General features: G+C 70.1%; 3 protein-coding genes. 2 read left to right on the plus strand and 1 reads right to left on the minus strand.

Going from position 1 to position 21,803, the window contains the following annotated elements; all coding sequences use genetic code 11:
* Positions 1-30: 30 nt before the first annotated feature.
* Positions 31-14,631: a non-ribosomal peptide synthase/polyketide synthase gene (locus K8640_RS07175; RefSeq protein ID WP_223746384.1), complete on the plus strand. Its 14,601-nt coding sequence runs from the start codon at positions 31-33 to the stop codon at positions 14,629-14,631.
* Here K8640_RS07175 and K8640_RS07180 read toward each other — a convergent pair.
* Positions 14,628-18,347 carry a type I polyketide synthase gene (locus K8640_RS07180; RefSeq protein ID WP_223746385.1) on the minus strand — a complete coding sequence of 1,240 codons (3,720 nt, stop codon included), beginning with the start codon at positions 18,345-18,347 and terminating at the stop codon, positions 14,628-14,630. The two genes, K8640_RS07175 and K8640_RS07180, sit on opposite strands and share 4 nt — an antisense overlap.
* A gap of 365 nt (positions 18,348-18,712) precedes the next feature.
* Between K8640_RS07180 and K8640_RS07185 the strand changes: the two genes are divergently transcribed.
* Positions 18,713-21,733, plus strand: coding sequence for an amino acid adenylation domain-containing protein (locus tag K8640_RS07185; RefSeq protein ID WP_223746386.1), 3,021 nt, complete (start codon positions 18,713-18,715; stop codon positions 21,731-21,733).
* Positions 21,734-21,803: the final 70 nt, after the last annotated feature.

Consider the following 21,803-nt stretch of genomic DNA (forward strand, 5'->3'; position numbering starts at 1 on the left):
AGATCTGCTTCCTTGAGTTGAGGTGTCGACATGTCCGCGAATGAGTCGAAGCCCGCGAGCCCCCGTGCTCGCAGGCCGCCCCCCGTGGTGCCGGTCCGCCGCGAGGGCGCGCCGCCGCTCTCCTTCGCCCAGCGCCGCATGTGGTTCCTCTCGCGGCTGGACCCCTCGGGCTTCGCCTACAACGCGCCGTTCTTCTCGCGGCTGAAGGGCCGGCTGGACGTGGCCGCGCTGGAGCGGGCGCTGACGGAGGTGGTGCGCCGGCACGAGGCGCTGCGGACCACCTTCGCCGAGGTCGCGGGCGAGCCGGTGCAGCACATCTCGCCCGAGGCGACGGTGACGCTGCACGCGGAGCGGGTGCAAGGGGAGGAGGAGGCGCGTCGGCACGCGGAGGAGGAGGCGAGGCGTCCGTTCGACCTGGGCACCGGACCGATGCTGCGCGCCCGGCTCCTGCGGCTGGGCGAAGACGACCACGTGCTGCTGCTGACCCTGCACCACATCGCGTGCGACGGGTGGTCGCTGTCGCTGCTGGAGCGCGAGCTTCGCGAGCTGTACGGCGCGCTCGTCGAGGGGCGCGAGCCCGCGCTGCCGGCGCTGACGGTGCAGTACGCGGACCACGCGGCGTGGCAGCGGGAGTGGTTGACGGGCGAGGTGCTGGAGACGCAGCTCGCATGGTGGCGAGAGCACCTGGCGGGGGCCTCGCCGGCGCTGGAGCTGCCCACGGACAGGCCGAGGCCCGCGGTGCAGTCGACGCAAGGCGCGGTGCTGGGCGTGCCGCTGCCCGCGGAGTTGATGCGGGCGCTGCACGAGCGGTGCAAGCAGGAGTCGGTGACGCCGTTCATGTGGCTGCTCGCGAGCCTGCAGGTGCTGCTGTCGCGGCACAGCGGCCAGCCGGACGTGGTGGTGGGCACGCCCATCGCGGGGCGCACGCGGCGCGAGGTGGAGGGGCTCATCGGGTTCTTCGCCAACACGCTCGCGCTGCGCACGGACGTGGATGGGGGCGAGTCCTTCAAGTCGCTGCTCGCGCGGGTGCGCCGCTCGTGCCTGGGGGCGTATCAGCACCAGGACGTGCCCTTCGAGCGACTGGTGGACGCGCTGCGGCCGGTGCGTGACCTGAGCCGCTCGCCGCTGTTCCAGGTGCTGCTCGTCCTGCAGAGCGCGCCGCCGCTGGTGCGACTGCCGGGGCTGGAGTCGCGCGACGCGGACTTCGAGCCCGGCGTGGCCAAGTTCGACCTCACGCTCTTCGTGCGCGAGACGCCGGACGGCTGGATGGGGTTGTGGGAGTACAGCACCGCGCTCTTCGACGAGGCGACGGTGCGCAGGCTCGCGGGGCACTTCGTCCGCTTCCTGCAGGGCGTGGTGGGCAACCCGGAGGCCCGGGTGGGGACGGTCCCGCTCCTGGATGACGAGGAGCGACAGGCGGTGGTGCAGGAGTGGCACTGGAGGCAGGAGTACCGGTCTCCCTCCTGGTTGCTGCATCGGCGCGTGGAAGCCCAGGTGGCGCGCACGCCGCACGCGGTGGCGGTGACGGATGGACGCGAGTCGTTGACGTACGCGCGATTCGAGGCGCGGGCCAATCAGCTCGCGCACCACCTGCGGACGCTGGGGGTGCTCCCGGGTGACGTGGTGGGTCTGTGCTTGGAGCGGGACAGCCTGGACCTGCCCGTGGCGGTGCTGGCGACGTTGAAGGCGGGCGCTGCGTGCATGCCCCTGGATGCGAGCTACCCACGGGAGCGACTGGCCCGGATGCTCGAGGACGTGGGCGCGCCGGTGGTGCTGGCGCACTCGTCGCTGGAGGCCGTGCTTCCTCCGGAGGGTGCATCGCGTCGGGTGCGATTGGATGAGCAGGCCGAGCGAATCGCCGAGGCGTCCACGCTGGCGCCCGCGTGGGTGCTGTCTCCCGTCACGCCCTGCTACGTCCTCTTCACGTCCGGGAGCACGGGCCGGCCCAAGGGCGTGACGATGTCCCACGGCGCGCTGGACACGCTGGTGCGCTGGCAGCTCGAGAGCACGGCGGCGCCGCGCGCGCGGACGTTGCAGTTCAGCGCGTTGAGCTTCGACGTGTCGTTCCAGGAGATGCTGTGCACGTGGTGCGAGGGCGGGACGCTGGTGCTCGTCTCGGCCACGACGCGGCAGGACCCGGCCCTGTTGCTCGCGCACATGCGGGAGCATGGCGTGGAGCGGCTCTTCCTGCCGTACGTCGCGCTCCAGTCACTGGCCGAGCGAGCCCGGCACGAGCCGGCGCTCCCTCCGTTGAGGCAGGTGGTGACGGCGGGCGAGCCGCTGCAGGTGACGCCCGCGGTGGTGGCGTTCTTCGAGCGGCTGCCCGGGTGCGTGCTGGAGAACCAGTACGGTCCGACGGAGTCGCACGTGGTGACGGCCTGGAGGGCGGAGGGCCCGCCGTCGACGTGGCCCGCGCTCCCCCCGGTAGGCAAGCCCATCACGCTCGCGACGGTGTTCGTGCTGGATGCGTTCGGAGAACCGTGTCCCATCGGCGTCACGGGAGAGGTGTACCTGGGAGAACGGAGCCTCGCGCACGGTTACTGGGGACGTCCGGAGCCGACGGCGGAGCGCTTTGTCCCCAATGCGGTGCAGGGCGGCCGGGACGGGAGGCGCCTGTACCGCACGGGTGACCGGGGACGGTGGCTCGCGGATGGGAACCTGGAGCTCCAGGGGCGCTCGGACGAGCAGGTGAAGGTGCGTGGCTTCCGCGTGGAGCCCGGCGAGGTCGAGGTCGCCCTGAAGGAAGTGGAGGGCGTGGAGGACGCGGTGGTGGTGGCGCGTGTCTCCGAGCGGGGTGGGAAGCAACTGGTGGGCTACGTCGTCGCGACGGGCGCCTGGGATGCCGAGGCGCTGAAGCGTCGTCTCGCGAAGCGGCTGCCCGAGTACATGGTGCCCTCGGTGCTGGTGCCGCTGGAGGCCCTGCCGCTGACGCCGAGCGGGAAGGTGAATCGCCGGGCATTGCCCCAGCTGGAGTCAGCACGAGAAGAGCCGGGTACGCGCTACGAAGCGCCGCGCACCGCGATGGAGGAGATGCTCGCGAACGTGTGGCGCGAGGTGCTGGGCGTGCCGCGTGTCGGCGTGCGAGATGACTTCTTCGCGCTGGGTGGACACTCGCTGCTGGCGACGCGCGTGGTGTCGCGCCTGCGGGACGAGCTGGGCCACGACGTCCCCGTGCGACTGTTGTTCGAGGTGCCCACGGTGGAGGCGCTGGCCGAGCGACTGGGCACGACGGCGGGCGGGAGTCCGCGGCGCCCCTCGCTGACTCGCGGGGACCGACCGGTGGACCCACCGCTGTCGTTCGCGCAGCGACGGCTGTGGTTCCTCGCGCAGCTGGATGCGGGCGGACACTCGTACAACCTGCCCTTCGTCGTCCGGCTCCAGGGGGCGGTGGACGCGCGTGTCCTGGAGCAGGCCCTCACGCAGGTGGTGCGCAGACACGAGGCGCTGCGCACGAGCTTCGTGGAGGTGGGCGGAGAGCCCGTGCAGCGCATCGCCCCGGACGCGGCAATCTCCCTGTGCGTGACGTCCGTCGAGGACGCCGTCGACGTGGAGGCGGCGGTGCATGAGCAGGTGGTTCGCGAGGTCCAGTCGCCCTTCGATGTGACGCGAGGCCCGCTGCTCCGGGCGAGCCTGTTGAGGGCGGGCCGGGACGAGCAGGTGCTGGTGGTGGTGCTGCACCATCTGGTGGCGGATGGCTGGTCGCTCGGCGTGCTTACGCGGGAGCTGGAGTCGCTGTACGTCGGGGCGGAGCTGCCTGAGTTGCCGGTGCAGTACGCGGACTATTCGGCGTGGCAGCAGGACTGGTTGAAGGGCGAGGTGGAGTCCGCGCAGCTCGCGTGGTGGGGCGAGGGGTTGAAGGGCGCGCCGCCAGTGTTGGAGCTGCCCACGGACAGGCCGAGGCCGCCGGTGCAGGGCTACCGGGGCGCGAGCGTGCCAGTGCGGCTGTCCGCGGAGCTGAGCGAGTCCCTGCGACAGCTGGGGCGGCGCGAAGGTTTGACGCTGTACATGACGCTGCTGGCGGGCTTCCAGGTGCTGCTGGCGCGCTACAGCGGACAGTGGGACGTGGTGGTGGGTTCACCGGTGTCGGGTCGCTCGGCGAGGGAGACGGAGGGCCTCATGGGCTTCTTCGTCAACACGCTGGCCCTGCGGGGGCAGCCGGATGCGGCGCGCTCCTTCGAGGTGTTCCTGCGTCAGACGAAGGAGTCGGTGCTCGGGGCGCTCGCGCACCAGGACGTGCCCTTCGAGCGACTGGTGGAGCACCTTCGTCCGGAGCGGGACCTGAGCCGCTCGCCGCTGTTCCAGGTGCTCTTCACGTTGCAGGACGCCGCGCCGCTGTTGTCGTTGCCCGGTGTCACCGCGAGCCCCTGGGACTTCGCGAGCACCATCGCCAAGTTCGACCTGGAGCTGTTGCTCGTGGACGCCCCCGACGCGAGCGTCGAGGGCCAGTTCATCTACAACGCGGACCTCTTCGATTCGTCCACGGTGCAGCGAATCGCCGCGTGCTTCCTGGAGCTGTTGTCGAACCTGTCCGCCCGTCCCCAGGCCCGACTGTCGACGCTGTCCCTGCTGCCCGCGGAGGACCGCGCGCGGCTGTTGGTCGAGTGGAACCAGACGTCGGTCGAGTTCCCGCGTGAGGCGTGTGTCCACCACCTCTTCGAGGAGCAGGTGGCACTGCGCCCCGACGCGGTGGCGCTGGAGTTCGGGGACGAGCGGCTCACCTACCGTGAGCTGGAGTCACGGGCCAATCAGCTCGCCTGGGCCCTGAGAGGGCGCGGTGTCGGCGTGGATGTGCTGGTGGCGGTGTGTCTGGACCGCTCGGTGGAGCTCATCGTGTCGCTGCTGGCCATCCTCAAGGCCGGTGGCGCGTACGTGCCGCTCGACCCCAGCTACCCGGCGAAGCGACTGGAGCAGATGCTGGAGGACTCGGCGCCGCGGTTGCTCATCACCACCCGGGTCCTCCTGGAGCAGCTGCCTCGGGAGGGACGTCCCGAGCTGATGTTGCTGGAGGAGGAGCGGCTGGACGGACAGCCGACGACGGCGCCGCGCATGCCGGTGTCGGGACGCAATCTGGCGTACGTGGACTTCACGTCCGGGAGCACGGGCCGTCCCAAGGGCGTGGCGGTGGAGCACCGGGGCGTGCTGCGGCTCTTGTACGGCGCGCCCTACGCGAAGCTGGGACCGGAGGAGACGTTCCTGCTCATCGCGCCCATCTCCTTCGACGCGTCGACGTTGGAGGTCTGGGGGCCCCTGTGTCTCGGCGGAAGACTGGTGGTCTTCCCGCCGCGCTCTCCGAGTGACCTGGACCTCCTGTCCGAGGTGCTCCGTCGGCACTCGGTGACGTTGCTGCACCTGACGTCGGGCTTGTTCAGCCAGATGGTGGAGCTGGGGCTGGAGGGGCTGAAGACGGTGCGTCAGCTCCTGACGGGCGGCGACGTGGTGTCCGCGCCGCACGTGAGGCGCTCGCTGGAGGAGCTGCGCATCCCGGTGACGGCCTGCTACGGGCCCACGGAGAGCACGCTCTTCACCTCGACGCATCGGATGACGCGAGTGGAGGACGTGGGGACGTCGGTGCCCATCGGCCGGCCCATCGGCAACACGCAGGTCTACATCCTGGATGAAGGGATGGAGCCGGTGCCCGTGGGCGTGGCGGGAGAGCTGTTCATCGGTGGCGATGGACTGGCCCGAGGCTATCTGCGCCAGCCCGACGTGACGGCGGACCGCTTCATCCCGAATCCCTTCAGCGCGGCGCCGGGAGAGCGCCTCTACCGCACGGGGGACCTGGCGCGGTGGCGCCCGGACGGGGTGCTGGAGTTCCTGGGGCGACGCGACAGCCAGGTGAAGGTGCGGGGCTATCGCATCGAGCTGGCCGAGGTGGAGGCGGCGTTGCTCGCGCATCCCTCGGTGAAGGAGGGGCTCGTGGTGGTGCGGGACGGAGCCGGCGGCAAGCGGCTGGTCGCGTACTACGTCGAGCAGCAAGGGCCCGAGACGCTGAAGGTGCGCGACTGGCTGAAGCAGAAGCTGCCCGAGTTCATGGTGCCCTCGGCCTTCGTGCGACTACAGGCGTTGCCGCTGACGGCCAACGGGAAGGTGGACCGCAGGGCCTTGCCGTCGCCGGACCAGGAGGGGCCGGGCATCGAGGAGGTGCAGAGTCCTCGGACGGTGATGGAGTCACTGGTCGCGCGCATCTGGACACCGCTGCTCGGCGTGGCGCGGGTCGGCGTGAAGGACGACTTCTTCGCGTTGGGGGGCCACTCACTGCTGGCGACGCGCGTGGTGTCGCGACTGCGGGAGGCACTGGGGCGTGACGTGCCGGTGCGGTGGTTGTTCGAGACGTCCACGGTGGAGGCGCTGGCGGAGCGACTGGAGGGGCTGACGGCGCGAGGCTCCGGTGCGAGCCTCTCCGTGCCGTCGCGCGTGCCGAGGCTCGCGGGGATGCCGCTGTCGTTCGCGCAGCAGCGTCTGTGGTTCCTGGGGAAACTCGACGCGGGCGGGTATTCGTACAACCTGCCGTTCGTCGTGGGCCTGAGTGGCCCGCTGGACGTGGAGTTGTTGGAGCGGTCGCTCGCGGAGGTCGTGCGGCGACACGAGTCGCTGAGGACGACATTCGAGGAGGTGGAGGGACAGCCGGTGCAGCGCATCGCCTCCGAGGCGGTGGTGCGGCTCGCGGTGGCCTCCGTGCAGGGCGAGCTGCGTGACGCGGTGGAGAAGCTCGCGCGCGAGCCGTTCGACCTGGGCGCGGGGCCGCTGCTGCGGGCGACGCTGTTGGAGTCGAGCGAGCGTGAGCACGTGCTGGTGCTGGTGGTGCACCACATCGTGGCGGACGGCTGGTCGATGGGGGTGCTCGCGAAGGAGCTGGAGTCGCTCTACGGCGTGAGCGCTGAGCCGCTGCCGGAGCTGCCGGTGCAGTACGCGGACTACGCGGTCTGGCAGCGCGAGCGGTTGCAGGGCGAGGTGCTGGAGGAACAGTTGTCCTGGTGGAGGGCGAGGCTGACAGGAGCGCCCGAGGTGTTGGAGGTGCCGACGGACCGGCCGAGGCCCGCGGTGCAGCGCTACCGAGGGGCGACGGTGGAGGTGGGCCTGCCCTCCGAGCTGAGTGAGAAGCTGAAGCGCCTGAGCCGACAGGAGGGCGCGACGCTGTACATGACGCTGCTGGCGGGCTTCCAGGTGCTGCTGGCGCGCTACAGCGGACAGTGGGACGTGGTGGTGGGCTCACCGGTGTCGGGCCGCACGGTGAAGGAGGTGGAGGGGCTCATCGGCTTCTTCGTGAACACGCTGGTGGTGAGGACGGAGGCGGCGGGAGAGCTGACGTTCCGGGAGATGTTGGGACGGGTGAAGGAGTCGGTGCTCGGTGCGTTCGGTCACCAGGAGGTGCCGTTCGAGAAGCTGGTGGAGGCGCTGCAGGCGACGCGTGACACGAGTCGGGCTCCGTTGGTCCAGGTGGCCTTCGGATTGAACGGGCCGGCGCGGCTGCCCGCGTTGAGAGGCCTGAAGGCGTCGGAGGTGAAGTACGAGCCCGGGATGGCGAAGTTCGACTTCGCGCTCTCCGTCCGGGAGGACGCGGAGGCCCTCACGGGCTTCTGGGAGCTGAACACGGACCTGTTCGAGGTCTCCACCGTGGAGCGGATGGCCGCGCACTATCAGCAGGTGCTGGAGGCGGCCGTGGCGGACCCCGAGGCGCGAGTGGGGACGCTGCCCCTGTCGGGACATCGCGAGGTGCCGGAGAAGGTGGACGTCGCGCGCATCCAGGCGCGTCGGCTCGAGCGTGTGGCGCGCGACTCCGTGCCCGAGGGTTTCATCGCGCCTCGGACGGGCTTCGAGGAGCTGGTGGCGGGCGTCTGGGCGCCGCTGCTGGGCGTGAAGCATGTGAGCGCGGAGGCCCACTTCTTCGAGCAGGGGGGGCACTCGCTGTTGGTGATGCAGGTGGCCTCTCGGCTGCGTGACGTGCTCGGGCGAGACGTCCCCGTGCGGACGCTCTTCGAGAACCCCACGGTGTCCTCGCTCGCGAGGAGCCTGGAGACCCTGGTCCGTGGAGGGACTGGAGAGGAGCGTTCCGCGCTGCTGCCCGTGCCGCGCATCGGCGCCTTGCCGCAGTCGTTCGCGCAGCAGCGCCTGTGGTTCCTGGACCGCCTTGAGCCCGACAGCCCGCTCTACAACATCCCGCTCGCGCTGCGACTCGAAGGCGCGCTCGAGGTCAGTGCCTTGGAGCGTGCCTTCGCGTCGCTGGTCCGCCGCCACGAATCCCTGCGGACGACCTTCCATCAAGAAGGGCAGGGTGCGGTTCAGTCCATCCAGGCCGCAGGCCCCGTGGCGCTGCCTGTGGTGGACCTGGGTGGCGTGTCCGGGGGGCGTCGTGAGCAGGAGGCGCTGCGGCTGGCCGTCGAGGAAGGACGTCGCCCGTTCGACCTGGGCAGGGGACCGCTGCTGCGAGCGACGTTGTTGAAGCTGGGCGAGCACGAGCACGTATTGGTGCTGGTGGTGCACCACATCGTGGCGGACGGCTGGTCGATGGGGGTGCTCACGAAGGAACTGGAGGCGCTCTACGGCGCGCATGTGAGAGGCGAGGCCGCGACGTTGCCGGAGCTGCCGGTGCAGTACGCGGACTACGCCGTCTGGCAGCGAGAGTGGTTGCGGGGGGAGGTGTTGGAGGAGCAGCTGTCCTGGTGGAGGGCGAGGTTGGCTGGAGCACCGGAGGCGCTGGAGGTGCCGACGGACCGTCCGAGACCGAAGGTGCAGAGCTACCGAGGCGCGAGCGCTCCGGTGCGATTCTCGCGGGAGCTGAGCGAGAAGCTGAAGCGCCTGAGCCGACAGGAGGGCGTGACGCTGTACATGACGCTGCTGGCGGGCTTCCAGGTCTTGCTGGCTCGCTACAGCGGACAGTGGGACGTGGTGGTGGGCTCGCCGGTGTCGGGGCGCACGGTGAAGGAGGTGGAGGGACTCATCGGCTTCTTCGTGAACACGCTGGTGGTGCGCACGGAGGCGGCGGAGGAGCTGACGTTCCGGGAGATACTGGGACGGGTGAAGGACGCCGTCCTCGGAGCGCTGACGCATCAAGAGGTCCCGTTCGAGAAGCTTGTGGACGCGCTGCAGTTGAGCCGTGACCTGAGCCGCTCGCCGTTGGTGCAGGTGTCCTTCGCGCTCCAGACGGCGCCCGTGGGTGAGCTGTCCTTGCCGGGGCTCACCGCGCGCACGCTGGACCTGGGAACGAGGACCGCCAAGTTCGACCTCGCCCTGGCCCTGCGGGAGGACGAGGAGGGACTGGTCGGCGCCTGGGAGTTCAACACGGACCTGTTCAAGACGGCGACCGTGGAGCGGATGACCGTGCACCTCCTGCGCTTGCTGGACGTGGCGGCGGAGGTGCCGGAGGCGAAGCTGAATGCGCTCCCGATGCCGGGCCATCGCGAGCCGTCACGGAAGGTCACGGGCGCGCGCATCTCCGCCCGGGGCAAGGCGCAGGGCTCCCAGGCGGAAGGCTTCATCGCGCCGAGGACGGCGATGGAGACGCGGGTCGCGGAGGTCTGGGAGCCCTTGTTGGGCGTGGGGCGCATCGGCGCCGAGGACCACTTCTTCGAGAAGGGCGGCCACTCGTTGCTGGTGATGCAGGCGGCGTCCCGTCTGCGTGAGGCGCTGGGCGTCGAGGTCCCGGTGCGGATGCTGTTCGAGTCCCCCACCGTGTCCTCGCTCGCGGAGAGCCTGGAGGGATGGGTCCGAGGGGGCACGACGCCTCGAAGCCCGGTGCTCGTCCAGTCGACACGAGACGAAGCCCCGCCGCTCTCCTTCGCCCAGCAACGCCTGTGGTTCCTAGATCGACTGGAGCCGAACAGCCCGCTCTACAACATCGCCCTGGCGCTGACGCTGGAGGGTGCGCTCGAGGTCGGAGCGTTGGAGCGCTCGTTCCAGGAACTGGTCCGGCGCCACGAGTCTCTTCGGACCACCATCCGCCAGACCGAGCAGGGCGCGGTGCAGCACATCGACCCCGCCGCCTCCATCCAGGTGTCCCGGGTGGACCTGACGGGCCTGCCCCCGGAAGAGCGAGCACGAGAAGCCCTGCGACTGGGGACCCAGGAGGAGCAGCGTCCGTTCGACCTCGTCACGGGGCCGTTGCTGCGAGTGACGCTGCTGAAGCTGAGCGAGCACGAGCACGTGCTGGTGCTGGTGGTGCACCACATCGTGGCCGACGGCTGGTCGATGGGGGTGCTCACGAAGGAGCTGGAGGCGCTCTACGGCGCGGACGTGAGAGGCGAGGCCGCGACGCTGCCGGAGCTGCCGGTTCAGTACGCGGACTACGCCGTCTGGCAGCGGGGACGACTGGAGGGCGAGGCGCTGGAGGAGCAGCTGTCGTGGTGGAAGGAGCAGCTGACGGGCGCGCCCGAGTACCTGGAGGTCTCGACGGACCGTCCGAGGCCCGCGGTACAGAGCTTCCGCGGCGCCGCCGTGCCGGCGCGACTCTCTCCGGCCTTGAGCGAGAAGCTGAAGCACCTGAGCCGACAGGAGGGCGCGACGCTGTACATGACGCTGCTGGCGGGCTTCCAGGTGCTGCTGGCGCGCTACAGCGGACAGTGGGACGTGGTGGTGGGCTCGCCGGTGTCGGGGCGCACGGTGAAGGAGGTGGAGGGGCTCATCGGCTTCTTCGTGAACACGCTGGTGGTGAGGACGGAGGCGGCCGGAGAGCTGACGTTCCGGGAGATGTTGGGACGGGTGCGGGAGTCGGTGCTCGGCGCGTTCGGTCACCAGGAGGTCCCGTTCGAGAAGCTGGTGGATGCGTTGCAGTTGAGTCGCGACCTGAGCCGCTCGCCGTTGGTGCAGGTGTCCTTCGCGCTCCAGACGGCGCCCGTGGGTGAGCTGTCCTTGCCGGGGCTCACGCAGCGACCGTTGGACCTGGGCTCGCAGGTGGCCAAGTTCGACCTCGCCCTGGCGATGCGCGAGGACGCGGAGGGGCTGGCGGGGTACTGGGTCTTCAACACGGACCTGTTCGACCGCGCGGCCATCGAGCGCATGGCGGACCACTTCCAGTCGCTCCTGGAGGCTGCGGTCGAAGTGCCGGAGACGAAGCTGAGCGAGCTGGCGATGCCGGGGCATCGCGAGGTGCCGGTGAAGCACCCTGTGTCGCGCATCCAGGTCGGACGCTCCACGAGGTCGGAGTCGCGACAGGTGACGGAGGGCTTCATCGCGCCGAGGACAGCGATGGAGGAGTTGGTCGTGGAGACCTGGGCCCCGCTGCTGGACGTGAAGCGAATCAGCGCCGAGGACAATTTCTTCGAGCGCGGTGGACACTCGTTGCTGGTGATGCAGGTGGCCTCGCGCTTGCGCAAGGTGCTGGGGCGCGACGTGCCGGTGCGCCTGCTCTTCGAGGCGCCCACGGTGTCCGCCCTCGCCGCGAAGCTGGAGTCGCTGGTGCGCGGCGGAGGCGGGACGGGGCGGCCGGAGCTCGTCCCCGTGACGCGGGTCGAGGGGATGCCGCAGTCCTTCGCGCAGCAGCGCCTGTGGTTCCTGGACCGCCTGGAGCCCGGGGGCTCGCTCTACAACATCGCCTTCGGGATGCGTTTGGAGGGAGACCTCGACGTCGCGGCGCTGGAGCGCGCCTTCAACACGCTCATCCAGCGTCACGAGTCGCTGCGAACCACCTTCCAGCAGGAGGCACGGGGGGCGGTGCAGCACATCCACGCCTCCGCGGCGCTGGTGCTGCCGGTGGTGGACCTGAGTGGGCTGACGCTTGAGGCCCGCGAGCAGGAAGCCCTGCGTCTGGGCGCGGAGGACAGCCGTCGTCCGTTCGACCTCGTCACGGGCCCGCTGCTGCGCGTGACGCTGTTGAAGCTGAGCGAGCGGGAGCACGTGCTGGTGCTGGTGGTGCACCACATCGTGTCCGACGCCTGGTCCATGAGTGTGCTCGCGAAGGAGCTGGAGACGCTCTATGGCGCATACGTGAGGGGGGAGTCCGCGACGCTGCCGGAGCTGCCGGTGCAGTACGCCGACTACGCGGTCTGGCAGCGTGAGTGGTTGAAGGGTGAGGTGCTGGACGAGCAGCTGTCGTGGTGGAAGACGCGGCTGTCGGGAGCGCCGGAGTACCTGGAGGTCCCGACGGACCGCCCGAGGCCGCCGGTGCAGAGCTACCGGGGCGCGAGCGTCCCGGTGCGGTTCTCGCGGGAGCTGAGCGAGAAGTTGAAGCGCTTGAGCCAGAAGGAGGGCACGACGCTCTTCATGACGCTGCTGGCGGGGTTCCAGGTGCTGCTTGCGCGCTACACCGGACAGTGGGACGTGGTCGTGGGCTCGCCGGTGTCGGGCCGCACGGTGAAGGAGGTGGAAGGACTCATCGGCTTCTTCGTGAACACGCTGGTGCTGCGCACGGAGGCGACGGGGGCGCTGACGTTCCTGGAGCTGTTGGGGCGCGTGAAGGAGTCCGTGCTCGGTGCGTTCAGCCACCAGGAGACGCCGTTCGAGAAGCTGGTGGAGGCGCTGAGCCCGAAGCGGGACATGAGCCGCGCGCCCGTGGTCCAGGTGGTGTTCCACCTGCTGAACACGCCGTCCGGAGACCTGTCCCTGCAGGGACTCACGCAGCGTCCCCTGGACCTGGGACTGAAGGCCGCGAAGGTGGACCTGTCGCTGGGCCTGCGGGAGACGGCCGATGGAATCGACGGCCTCCTCGAGTTCGGCGCGGACCTGTACGACGTCTCGACCATGGCCCGCTTCTCCGAGCACCTGGTCCGGTTGATGGAGGCCGCGGTGGAGGCGCCGCGGACGCGCCTGTGGGACCTCCCGCTCCTGTCCGGGGCCGCGCACGGTGAGCTGCTCACCCAGCAAGGCCACGCGGAACCCTCCGAAGGCGAGTGCCTGCATCGCCTCTTCTCTGCCCAGGCCGCGCGCACGCCCGACGGCGTCGCGGTGGAGATGGACGGACAGCGGCTGTCCTACGCGGAGCTCGACCTGCGCTCCCAGGCGTTGGCGGTGTTGCTGCGCGAGCGGGGTGTGAGGCCCGACATGGTGGTGGGCCTGTGTCTGCGGCCGGGCTTCGAGTGGGTGGTGGCGATGCTCGCCATCCTCAAGGCGGGAGGCGCCTACATGCCGCTGGACCCCGACCATCCGACGGAGCGGCTCGCTTACCTGCTGAACGACTCCGGAGTGCGGCTGCTGGTGTCCCGCTCGGAAGAGGCTTCGCGGCTCGACTACTCGGGAGACACTGTGTTGTTGGACCGGGTGGTGGTGCCGGAGGGCCGCGCGGGCGAGGTGGCGCCCGAGGTCACGGCGCGAAACCTCGCGTATGTCATCTACACGTCCGGCAGCACGGGCCGCCCGAAGGGCACGCTGCTGGAGCACCGTGGCGCGGCGAATCTGGCGCGGTCCTTCCCCACGGTGCTCGGAGGGCTGGGGCCAGGAGACCGCGTGTTGCAGTTCGCGCCCGTGAGCTTCGATGGCTCGGTGGCGGAGCTCATCCCCACGTTGTTGAACGGGGCGACGTTGTGCCTGGCGCGTCGCGAGCAGATGTCACCCGGCAGCCCGTTGACGGAGCTCCTCGCGCGGGAGCGAGTCACGGTGACGATCCTCCCGCCCTCGGTGCTCGCGGTGTCCCCGGTGGTGGAGCTGCCCTCGCTTCGGGTCCTGCTCTCCGCGGGCGAGGCGTGCAACGCGGAGTTGGTGGCGCGCTGGAGCCCCGGGCGTCGCTTCGTCAACGGCTATGGCCCCACGGAAGGGACGGTGTGCGGCACCTGGGGTGAGTGCTTCGCGGGCGCCCGGCTCACGATTGGCCGGCCGTTGCACAACGTGGTCGTGAGGGTGATGGACGAGGCGGGGCACCTGGTGCCGCCCGGTGTCTGGGGTGAGCTGTATCTCGGAGGGATGGGGCTCGCGCGAGGCTACCTGGGCCGACCCGACCTGACGGCGGAGCGCTTCGTCCCGGACCCGTACGCGGACGGAGGCCGCCTGTACCGCACGGGCGACGTGGTGCGCATGCTGGAGGACGGACGGCTCGAGTACCTGCGTCGAGCCGATACCCAGGTGAAGGTGCGTGGCGTGCGCATCGAGCCGGGCGAGGCGAACGCGGCGCTCGCGACGTGCCCGGGAGTGCGGTCGTCCGTCGTCATGGGCCGCGCGGACACTCCGGGGGACATGCGACTGGTGGCCTACGTGGTGCCCGAGGAGGACGTCACGCTGACGGTGGACGTGCTGCGAGCGTGGATGAAGCGCACGCTCCCGGAGGCGCTGATTCCGTCGGCCTTCGTGCTGTTGCGCGAGCTGCCCCTCACGCCGAACGGGAAGCCGGACTGGAAGGCGCTCCCCGCGCCGGAGTCGAGTCGCCCGGAGCTCAGTGGCGGCTACGTGGCGCCCCGGGAGGGACTGGAGGCCGTGCTCGCGCGACTCATCGCGGAGGTGCTGGGGCTGGACCGCGTGGGCGCGGGAGACAACTTCTTCGACCTGGGTGGCAACTCGCTGCTGTTGCAGACGCTCCAGGTGAAGGTGGAGGCGGAGCTGTCGCGCAAGGTGCCGTTGGTGTCCCTGCTCCAGTTCCCCTCCGTGCGAGCGCTGGCCGAGCACCTGTCCCCGACGCAGGAGGCGCCGAAGTCTCCGTCGACGGCGGAGAACCGGCGCGAGGGACTCCAGCGGCTCGCGCGCCAGCGGCGTCAGCGGCCGGGCTCGGATTAGGGCAGCAGCCGCGCCAGCTTCGCTCCGAGCACCTCGACGTGAGGTGCCTGGAGCATCGTGTAGTGGTCGCCAGGAGTGATGTCCACGCGCGTCGCCGCGCCCAGGTCCAGCCAGCCCAGCTCGGGGTGTGGAGGGAACCCCGGGGGCGGACGTCGGGCGCGGAAGTACTGGACCTCTCCTCCCTCCCAGCGCGGTGGCGTGTAGAGGCTCAGGGCCCGGGAGTTCGCTCGCAGCACGTCGAGCTGCCGACGCGCGTCCTCGACGGTGGCGAAGGGCGGCGCGAGACCTTGGCGCTCCGCCTCCTCCTGGAGCCTGCGGAACTGCTCCTCCACGGGGAGGTCCTCGGGCCACTTCGCGGCGGGGTCGAACATCTCCCCCGCGCGGAAGGCGAGCAGGGATATCCGGTCGGCGAGCTCGGTGGAGAAGGAGCCAGGAGGCGGCGTGTCCAGGAGTGCGCACAGGGGCACGGCCTCGCCTTCGGCCGACAGGCGCCGCGCCATCTCGTAGACGATGGTGCCGCCCAGTGAGGCGCCGATGAGCAGGTAGGGGCCTGTCGGTCGGATGACTCGGAGCGCGGCGACATAGTGCGCCGCCATCTGCTCCACGGTGGTGAGGCAGGGCTCGTCGCTCTCGAGGCCCACGGCGGAGAATCCGTACACGGACCGGTCGGGCGCGAGCTGTCGGGCCAGCTCCCGATAGAAGAGCACCTGTCCGCCCGCGGCATGCACGAAGAACAGGGGGGCCTTCGAGGACGTGCCGGTCTGAAGCTGGACGACACAGTCGGGGCTCGTCTTCGGTGTCGGGCGAGCACCGCTGATGCGCTCGGCGAGTCGGGCGACGGTGGAGGCTTCCAGCACGGCCTTCAAGGGCAGCTTCGCGCCGAGGCGCTCCTGGATGCGGGCGCTCAGGCGCAAGGCGAGCAGGGAGTCGCCACCCAGCGCGAAGAAGTCATCGTGGATGCCGATGTTGTCGAGGTGGAACGTGAGGCGGAAGCACTCCAGCAGCGTGGCCTCCGTGTCGTTGCGAGGTGGCGCGGCGCGCGAACCCTCGGGCCGTGGTGGCGCGGGCCTGGGTTCTTCACGGGGCCCCACGGAGCGCGGAGTGGCCGTGACGGGTTCAATCCAGTACCGCTCGCGGTCGAAGCTGTAGCCGGGGAGGGTGACACGCCGCCGCTGGTCGCCCGCTCGGAAGCGCTCCCAATCGATGGTGATGCCCGCGAGCCACGCCTCGCCGAGTGACGCGAGCGGATGCGTCGGCTCCTCGGAGGTGTACGGCAGCGTGGAGACCACGGGCTGGGTGGAGCGGCTCGGGTGGCGTCGGGTGAGCGAGGACAGGGCCGTTCCGGGGCCGACCTCGATGAAGGCTCGCTCCTTGCCCGAGAGCAGCAGGTGCAGGGCTTCCGAGAAGCGCACCGTCTCTCGCAGATGCCGGCACCAGTAGTCGACGGTGACGGCCTCGCGCTCGGTGAGCCAGTCTCCGGTGAGGCTGGAGACGATGGGGAGCTTGGGCGCGCGCGGCTTGATGCGGGACACGACGCGCGCGAAGTCCGGCAGGTGCGGCTCCAACATGAACGAGTGCGCGGCCTGTCCCAGCCGGAGCCGTCGGGCCTCGATGCCTCGCGCGCCGAGCTCCGACTCGAGGGCGTCGAGCGCCTCCAGTGCGCCGGCGATGACACAATCGGAGGGCGTGTTCAGCGCGGCCACGGACAGTCGTGGATGGAGCAGCGCCTCCACCTGGGCCACGGGCGCGAGGACCGCCGTCATCCCACCGGGCGGGAGCTGCTCCATGATTCTTCCGCGCGCGGTGACGAGCTCCAGTGCCTCCTCCAGCGTGAAGACGCCCGCCACACACGCCGCCACGTACTCGCCGAGGGAGTGGCCGAGCAGCGCCTCGGGCTGGACGCCTCGGGCGAGCCACAGCTGCGCGAGCGCCCAGTCGCAGGTGAACAGCGCGGCCTGGGTCCAGAGGGGGCGTGACAGCTCTCGCGCCGCGGTGTCGTAGCGCTCGGCGGGGGCGAACATCACGTCGCGCACGTCGGCGCCGAGAGGACCTCGGAGCAGCGCCGCGCAGCGGTCGATGGCCTGTCGGAAGACGGGTTCGTCGAGCAGCTCCGCGCCCATGTTCACCCGCTGGGAGCCCGCGCCGGGGAACAAGAAGACCGCGCCACGCTTCTCCGCCGGGTCGTGGCTCGTGCGTGGACGTTGTCCCGGGTCGCGCAGGCGCGCGGCCGCGTCCTTCGCGGTGCTCGCGGTGACGAAGCTCCGGTGCTCGAAGCGGTGACGTCCGACCTGGAGCGTGTGTGCGATGTCCGCGAGCGCGTCCTGGGTGTGCTCCAGGTGCTCGGCCAGCTCGGTGGTCATCCGCTCCAGCGCGGCGTCGGAGCGAGCGGAGAGCAGCAGCAGCTCCGTCCCGCGGGACGCAGGTGACGCGGGACGGACAGGGGCCTCCTCGAGCACCACGTGCACGTTGGTGCCGCCCATGCCGAAGGAGCTCACGCCCGCGCGGCGCGGCCCGCTGGAGTCCCACGGACGAGGCTCGGCCACGACGTAGAAGGGACTGTCGTCGAGGCCCAGGAGCGGATTGGGCCGACGGAAGTGGACCGTGGGAGGGAGCTGGCGGTGCTCCAGTGCCAGCACGGTCTTGATGAGTCCCGCCACGCCGGCCGCCGAGTCGAGGTGGCCCAGGTTGCTCTTCACCGAGCCCAGGCCGATGGAGCCCGGCGCCACGCCCTCGAAGACCTGCTTGAGGGCGGTGACCTCCACCGGGTCACCCAGTGGCGTGCCCGTGCCATGCGCTTCGACATAGGAGACGGAGCCCGGCTCGACGCCCGCGAGCGCCAGCGCATCGCCGATGGCGGTGACCTGTCCGGAGACGGAGGGCGCGGTGAACCCCGCCTTGCCGCTGCCGTCGTTGTTGGCGGCCGAGCCGAGGATGACCGCGCGAATGGGGTCGCCATCCGCGAGCGCGTCCTCCAGGCGCTTGAGCAGCACCACGCCCACGCCGTTGCCCGGCACGGTGCCAGCCGCCTGGGCATCGAAGGCGCGGCAGTGTCCATCGGGCGAGGAGATGCCACCCTCCTGCGTGGGGTAGGCGCTCAACTGCGGCGAGCGCACGGCCGCGCCACCGGCGAGCGCGAGCGTGCACTCGCCCGCGAGCAGCGACTGACACGCGAGGTGCACGGCGGTCAGCGATGTGGAGCACGCCGTCTGCACCGTCATCGCGGGGCCGGTGAGGTTGAGCTTGTAGGCCACGCGCGTCGCCAGGAAGTCGCTGTGCGTGCCGAGGACGCTCTCCGTCCAGTCGCTGGAGCGGCGCTCCATGTTGGGCAGGACGTTCGTCAGCAGATAGCTGCTGAGGGACGCACCGCCGTAGACGCCCACGTGCAGGGGCCGGGCGCGAGCGGTGTAGCCCGCGGCCTCGAGCGCCTCCCAGCAACACTCCATGAAGAGCCGCTGCTGCGGGTCCAACTGCTCGGCCTCGCGCGGTGAGTAGCCGAAGAAGCGCGCATCGAAGAGGTCCGCGCCCTCGATGACACCCGCCGCCGCGACCCACCCCTCTTCCGAGGGATGGCCGGCCCTCGCCCGCTGCTCGGCGTCCAGCACCGTGACGCTGTCGACACCCGAGATGAGGTTGGACCAGAAGCTCCGCGCGTCAGAGGCGCCCGGAAAGCGGAGCGACAACCCGATGATGGCGATGGCGGACGCATGCTCACTCATCCCTGAAATAGAGCATGCCCCGCTCCGCGAGTTGAGCCCGCACCACGATATTTCCAGTGGAGTCCCGAGGGGATGTGCCACCGCTTGCCATCCCGCGCGGGAGCGGCGCACCCGTTCCGACGAGGTCGCCCAGGTTCCAGACCCGCGTTGTGTCGCGGGTCGTGCCTGGCCCGCAGGCGCAGGGAGGTGCGGGGTGTTGGATGAACTGTCTTTCAGCCCGAGAGGGCTTGCGGGACTGGGTATGCCGCGATGGGTTTGCGTCCGAGGGCTCGGGTGGAATGAGGCGCGGTTGTTGTGTGATTGTTGTGTGGGCCAGCGGTTGTGTCTTCCATTGTTGGCTCCTTCTCTGTCCATGGAGGCCTCTCGTGTCGAACAAATCCGTGCTCGACGGCTTTCGTCGTCAGTGTGCCCTCAATCCCAGTGCCCCCGCGGTGGTGGGGCTCCGTGAGCGCCTCTCCTATGCGGAGCTGGACGCGAGGAGCAGCAAGGTCGCGGCCCATCTCCAGGCGCGAGGTGTCGCCAGGGGCTCCTTGGTGCCCGTGGTGACCGAGCACTCGGAGAGCCTCATCGTCGCTTTCCTGGCCGTCATGAAGGCGGGCGCGGCGTACGTGCCCATCGACAAGGCCTTCCCGGACCGCCGCAAGCAAGCCATTGCCAGCCAATGTGATGCGCCCCTCGTGCTCTCCACCACGTCCTCGACCATGACGTTGCCGGGCTGGGAGGTGCAGTCCCTCGATGAGCTGCTGCGCCAGGCGCCCGTGAAGGCCTTCCGTGAAGTGGACATCCAGGGGCATGACGCGGCCTATGCCATCTTCACGTCGGGGACCACGGGGCAGCCGAAGGGCGTGGTCATCGAGCACCACTCCCTGGCGAAGCTGGTGCGGTGGCACAACGCCCGGTTCGACATGGGGCCTGGCAGTCACACGCTGTTGATGGCCAGCGTGGCCTTCGATGTCTCGCAATGGGAGGTGGGCTCAGCCCTGGCGGCGGGGGCTTGCATCCACGTGCTCACGGACGACATCCGTCTGGACGTGGGGGCCTTGCTGGCGTTCTACGCCGAGCACGGCATCACCCACGCCTTCCTCCCGACGGTGATGGTGCCAGACTTCGTCGGAAGGTCCGCACACCAGAAGCTGGCCCTGCGCTACCTCTTCACCGGGGGCGAGAAGCTCCATCCGGTGGAGACCGAGGGACTCTCCTACACCCTGGTGGACTATTACGGACCGACGGAGACCACCATCTTCGTCACCCACCGGGTGGTGGAGAGCAGGCGCCTGAACCGGCCCGCCTCCATCGGGACGCCCGTCGCCGGCGCCGAGGTCTTCATCCTGGATGAGCGACTGGAGGTGGTGCCTTGGGGGGAGGCGGGGGAGTTGTGCATCGCGGGTGACTGCCTGGGGCGCGGCTATCTCGGAGATGCCGCGCTGACGGCCGAGCGCTTCGTCACGCCGCCTTCGCTCGGTGGCCGCGTCTATCGCACGGGGGACCTGGCGCGTGGGCTGCCGGATGGGAGCATCCAGTTCCTCGGGCGACAGGATGAGCAGATCAAGATTCGCGGCAATCGCGTGGAGATGGGCGAGGTGGAGTCCGTCCTCATGCGCGGCCCGGCGCTCAAGGCCGCCGCGGTACTGGTCGATGACTCCGCGGGTCCCTCCAACAAGCGACTGGTGGCGTTCGTCTCGCCGCGTGACACCCAGGTCCCCACCTCGACGCTCATCGCGAGCCTGAGGGCGGCGCTGCGCGTGGAGCTGCCCGACTTCATGCTGCCTGGCCAGTACCTCTGTCTGGCCTCGCTCCCCACCACCGCCAATGGCAAGACGGACAAGCAGGCCCTGCGGGAGATGCTGCGGACCTCCACGGTGCGGACGCAGGGCGAGGAGGCGTTCTCCGGCGAACTGGAGAAGAGCCTCGCCAGCGCCTGGACGGAGGTCCTCGGCCACTCCGGGTTCACGGCGGACGACAGCTTCTTCGAGGTGGGAGGGCACTCGTTGCTGGCCTCCACGCTCGCCGCCAGCGTCTCCCGTCGTCTCGGGCTGAAGGCCTACATTCGTGATGTCTACGAGCACAGGACCGTTCGGAAGCTCGCCTCGGCGCTGGAGCCGCGAGCCGCGCACGGGGGCGCGATGCATGACCCGGAGCCCCTGCGCGCGCTCCGGGAGGATGTCTGGCTCCTGCCCGGCACGGACTTCTCCTCGGGCTTCGACCCCGGGCGGCTCGCGCGGCCGCGGCACATCCTGCTCACGGGGGCCACGGGCTTCGTGGGCGTCCACCTGCTGTCGGAGTTGCTCTCGCGCAACGACGCCGACGTCCATTGTCTGGTGCGCGATGTCAGCGACGCGCTGGGACGCGCGCGGCTGCGACAGGTGGTCGACCACTATCAGGTGCCGCTGAGCGAGCGTGACTGGGAGCGGGTGCGGGTCCATGCCGGAGACATCGCCGCGCCCCGCTTCGGGATGTCCGAGGAGGACTACCGCCAGCTGTCCGCGTCGGTGGACGTCATCTATCACTCGGCTGGCGCGGTGAACTTCATCGAGCCCTACTCCCAGATGAAGCGCGACAACGTCGAGGGCGTGCGGCAGGTGATTGCCTTCGCCGGCCATCAGCGGGTCAAGGCGCTGATGCTGTTCTCGACGCTCTCCATCCACAGCTGGGGCAACCGGCTCACCGGCAAGAAGGTGATGCGGGAGACGGACGACATCGACCAGAACCTCCCCGCCGTCATCTCCGACATCGGCTACGCGAGCAGCAAGTGGGTGATGGAGAAGATCGCCGACCTCGCGCAGTCGCAGGGCCTGCCCTTGATGACGTTCCGTCTGGGCTACGCGACGTTGCACAGCCGCACGGGCGCCTTCGCCAGCTACCAGTGGTGGGGACGGCTGGTCAGCACCTGCCTCATCCTGGATGCCGTCCCGGACCTGCGGGGGCTGCACGAGGGGTTGACCACGGTGGACTACATGACGTCGGCGATTGCCGTGATTGCCCGCGACCCGAAGGGGCTGGGCAAGAAGTTCCACGTCGCGCCCGCCCCGGAGCACGACCTGACGCTCCTGGAGTTCTTCGAGCGGGTGGGAAAGTCCCTGGGACGTCCCCTGCCGGTGGTGCCGTTCAAGGAATGGGTCTCCCTGTGGGACACGGACCCCGAGGCGCCCATCTTCCCGTTGCTGAGCATCTTCAGGGACCCGTTGAGTGGGGGACAGGCGATGGTGGAGCTGTACCAGGACAACTACGTCTGGGATTGCACCCATGTGCGCCAGCACCTGGCCGGCTCGGGGATTCAGGAGCCCACCTTCAACCCCGAGCTGCTCGGCTTCTACCTGGACAAGGTGCGCGGCAGCCCGGGGATGATGTCCTGGCGCCCCAAGCAGCGGTGGAAGGCGGCGGGCTGAGGCCGTTGCTCGAACCCGCACGTCGCTTGGCGCTATAAGTGTCGGCGGAGGTGCAGCCATGGCCGCGCCC

The organism is Myxococcus sp. XM-1-1-1 (assembly GCF_020037095.1).
Classification (GTDB): Bacteria; Myxococcota; Myxococcia; order Myxococcales; family Myxococcaceae; genus Myxococcus; species Myxococcus fulvus.

What these genes read in the sequence shown, in the direction of transcription:
- K8640_RS07175 (WP_223746384.1), top strand. Translation starts at nt 31, where the DNA reads ATGTCCGCGAATGAGTCGAAGCCCGCGAGCCCCCGTGCTCGCAGGCCG.
- K8640_RS07180 (WP_223746385.1), bottom strand. Translation starts at nt 18,347, where the DNA reads ATGAGTGAGCATGCGTCCGCCATCGCCATCATCGGGTTGTCGCTCCGC.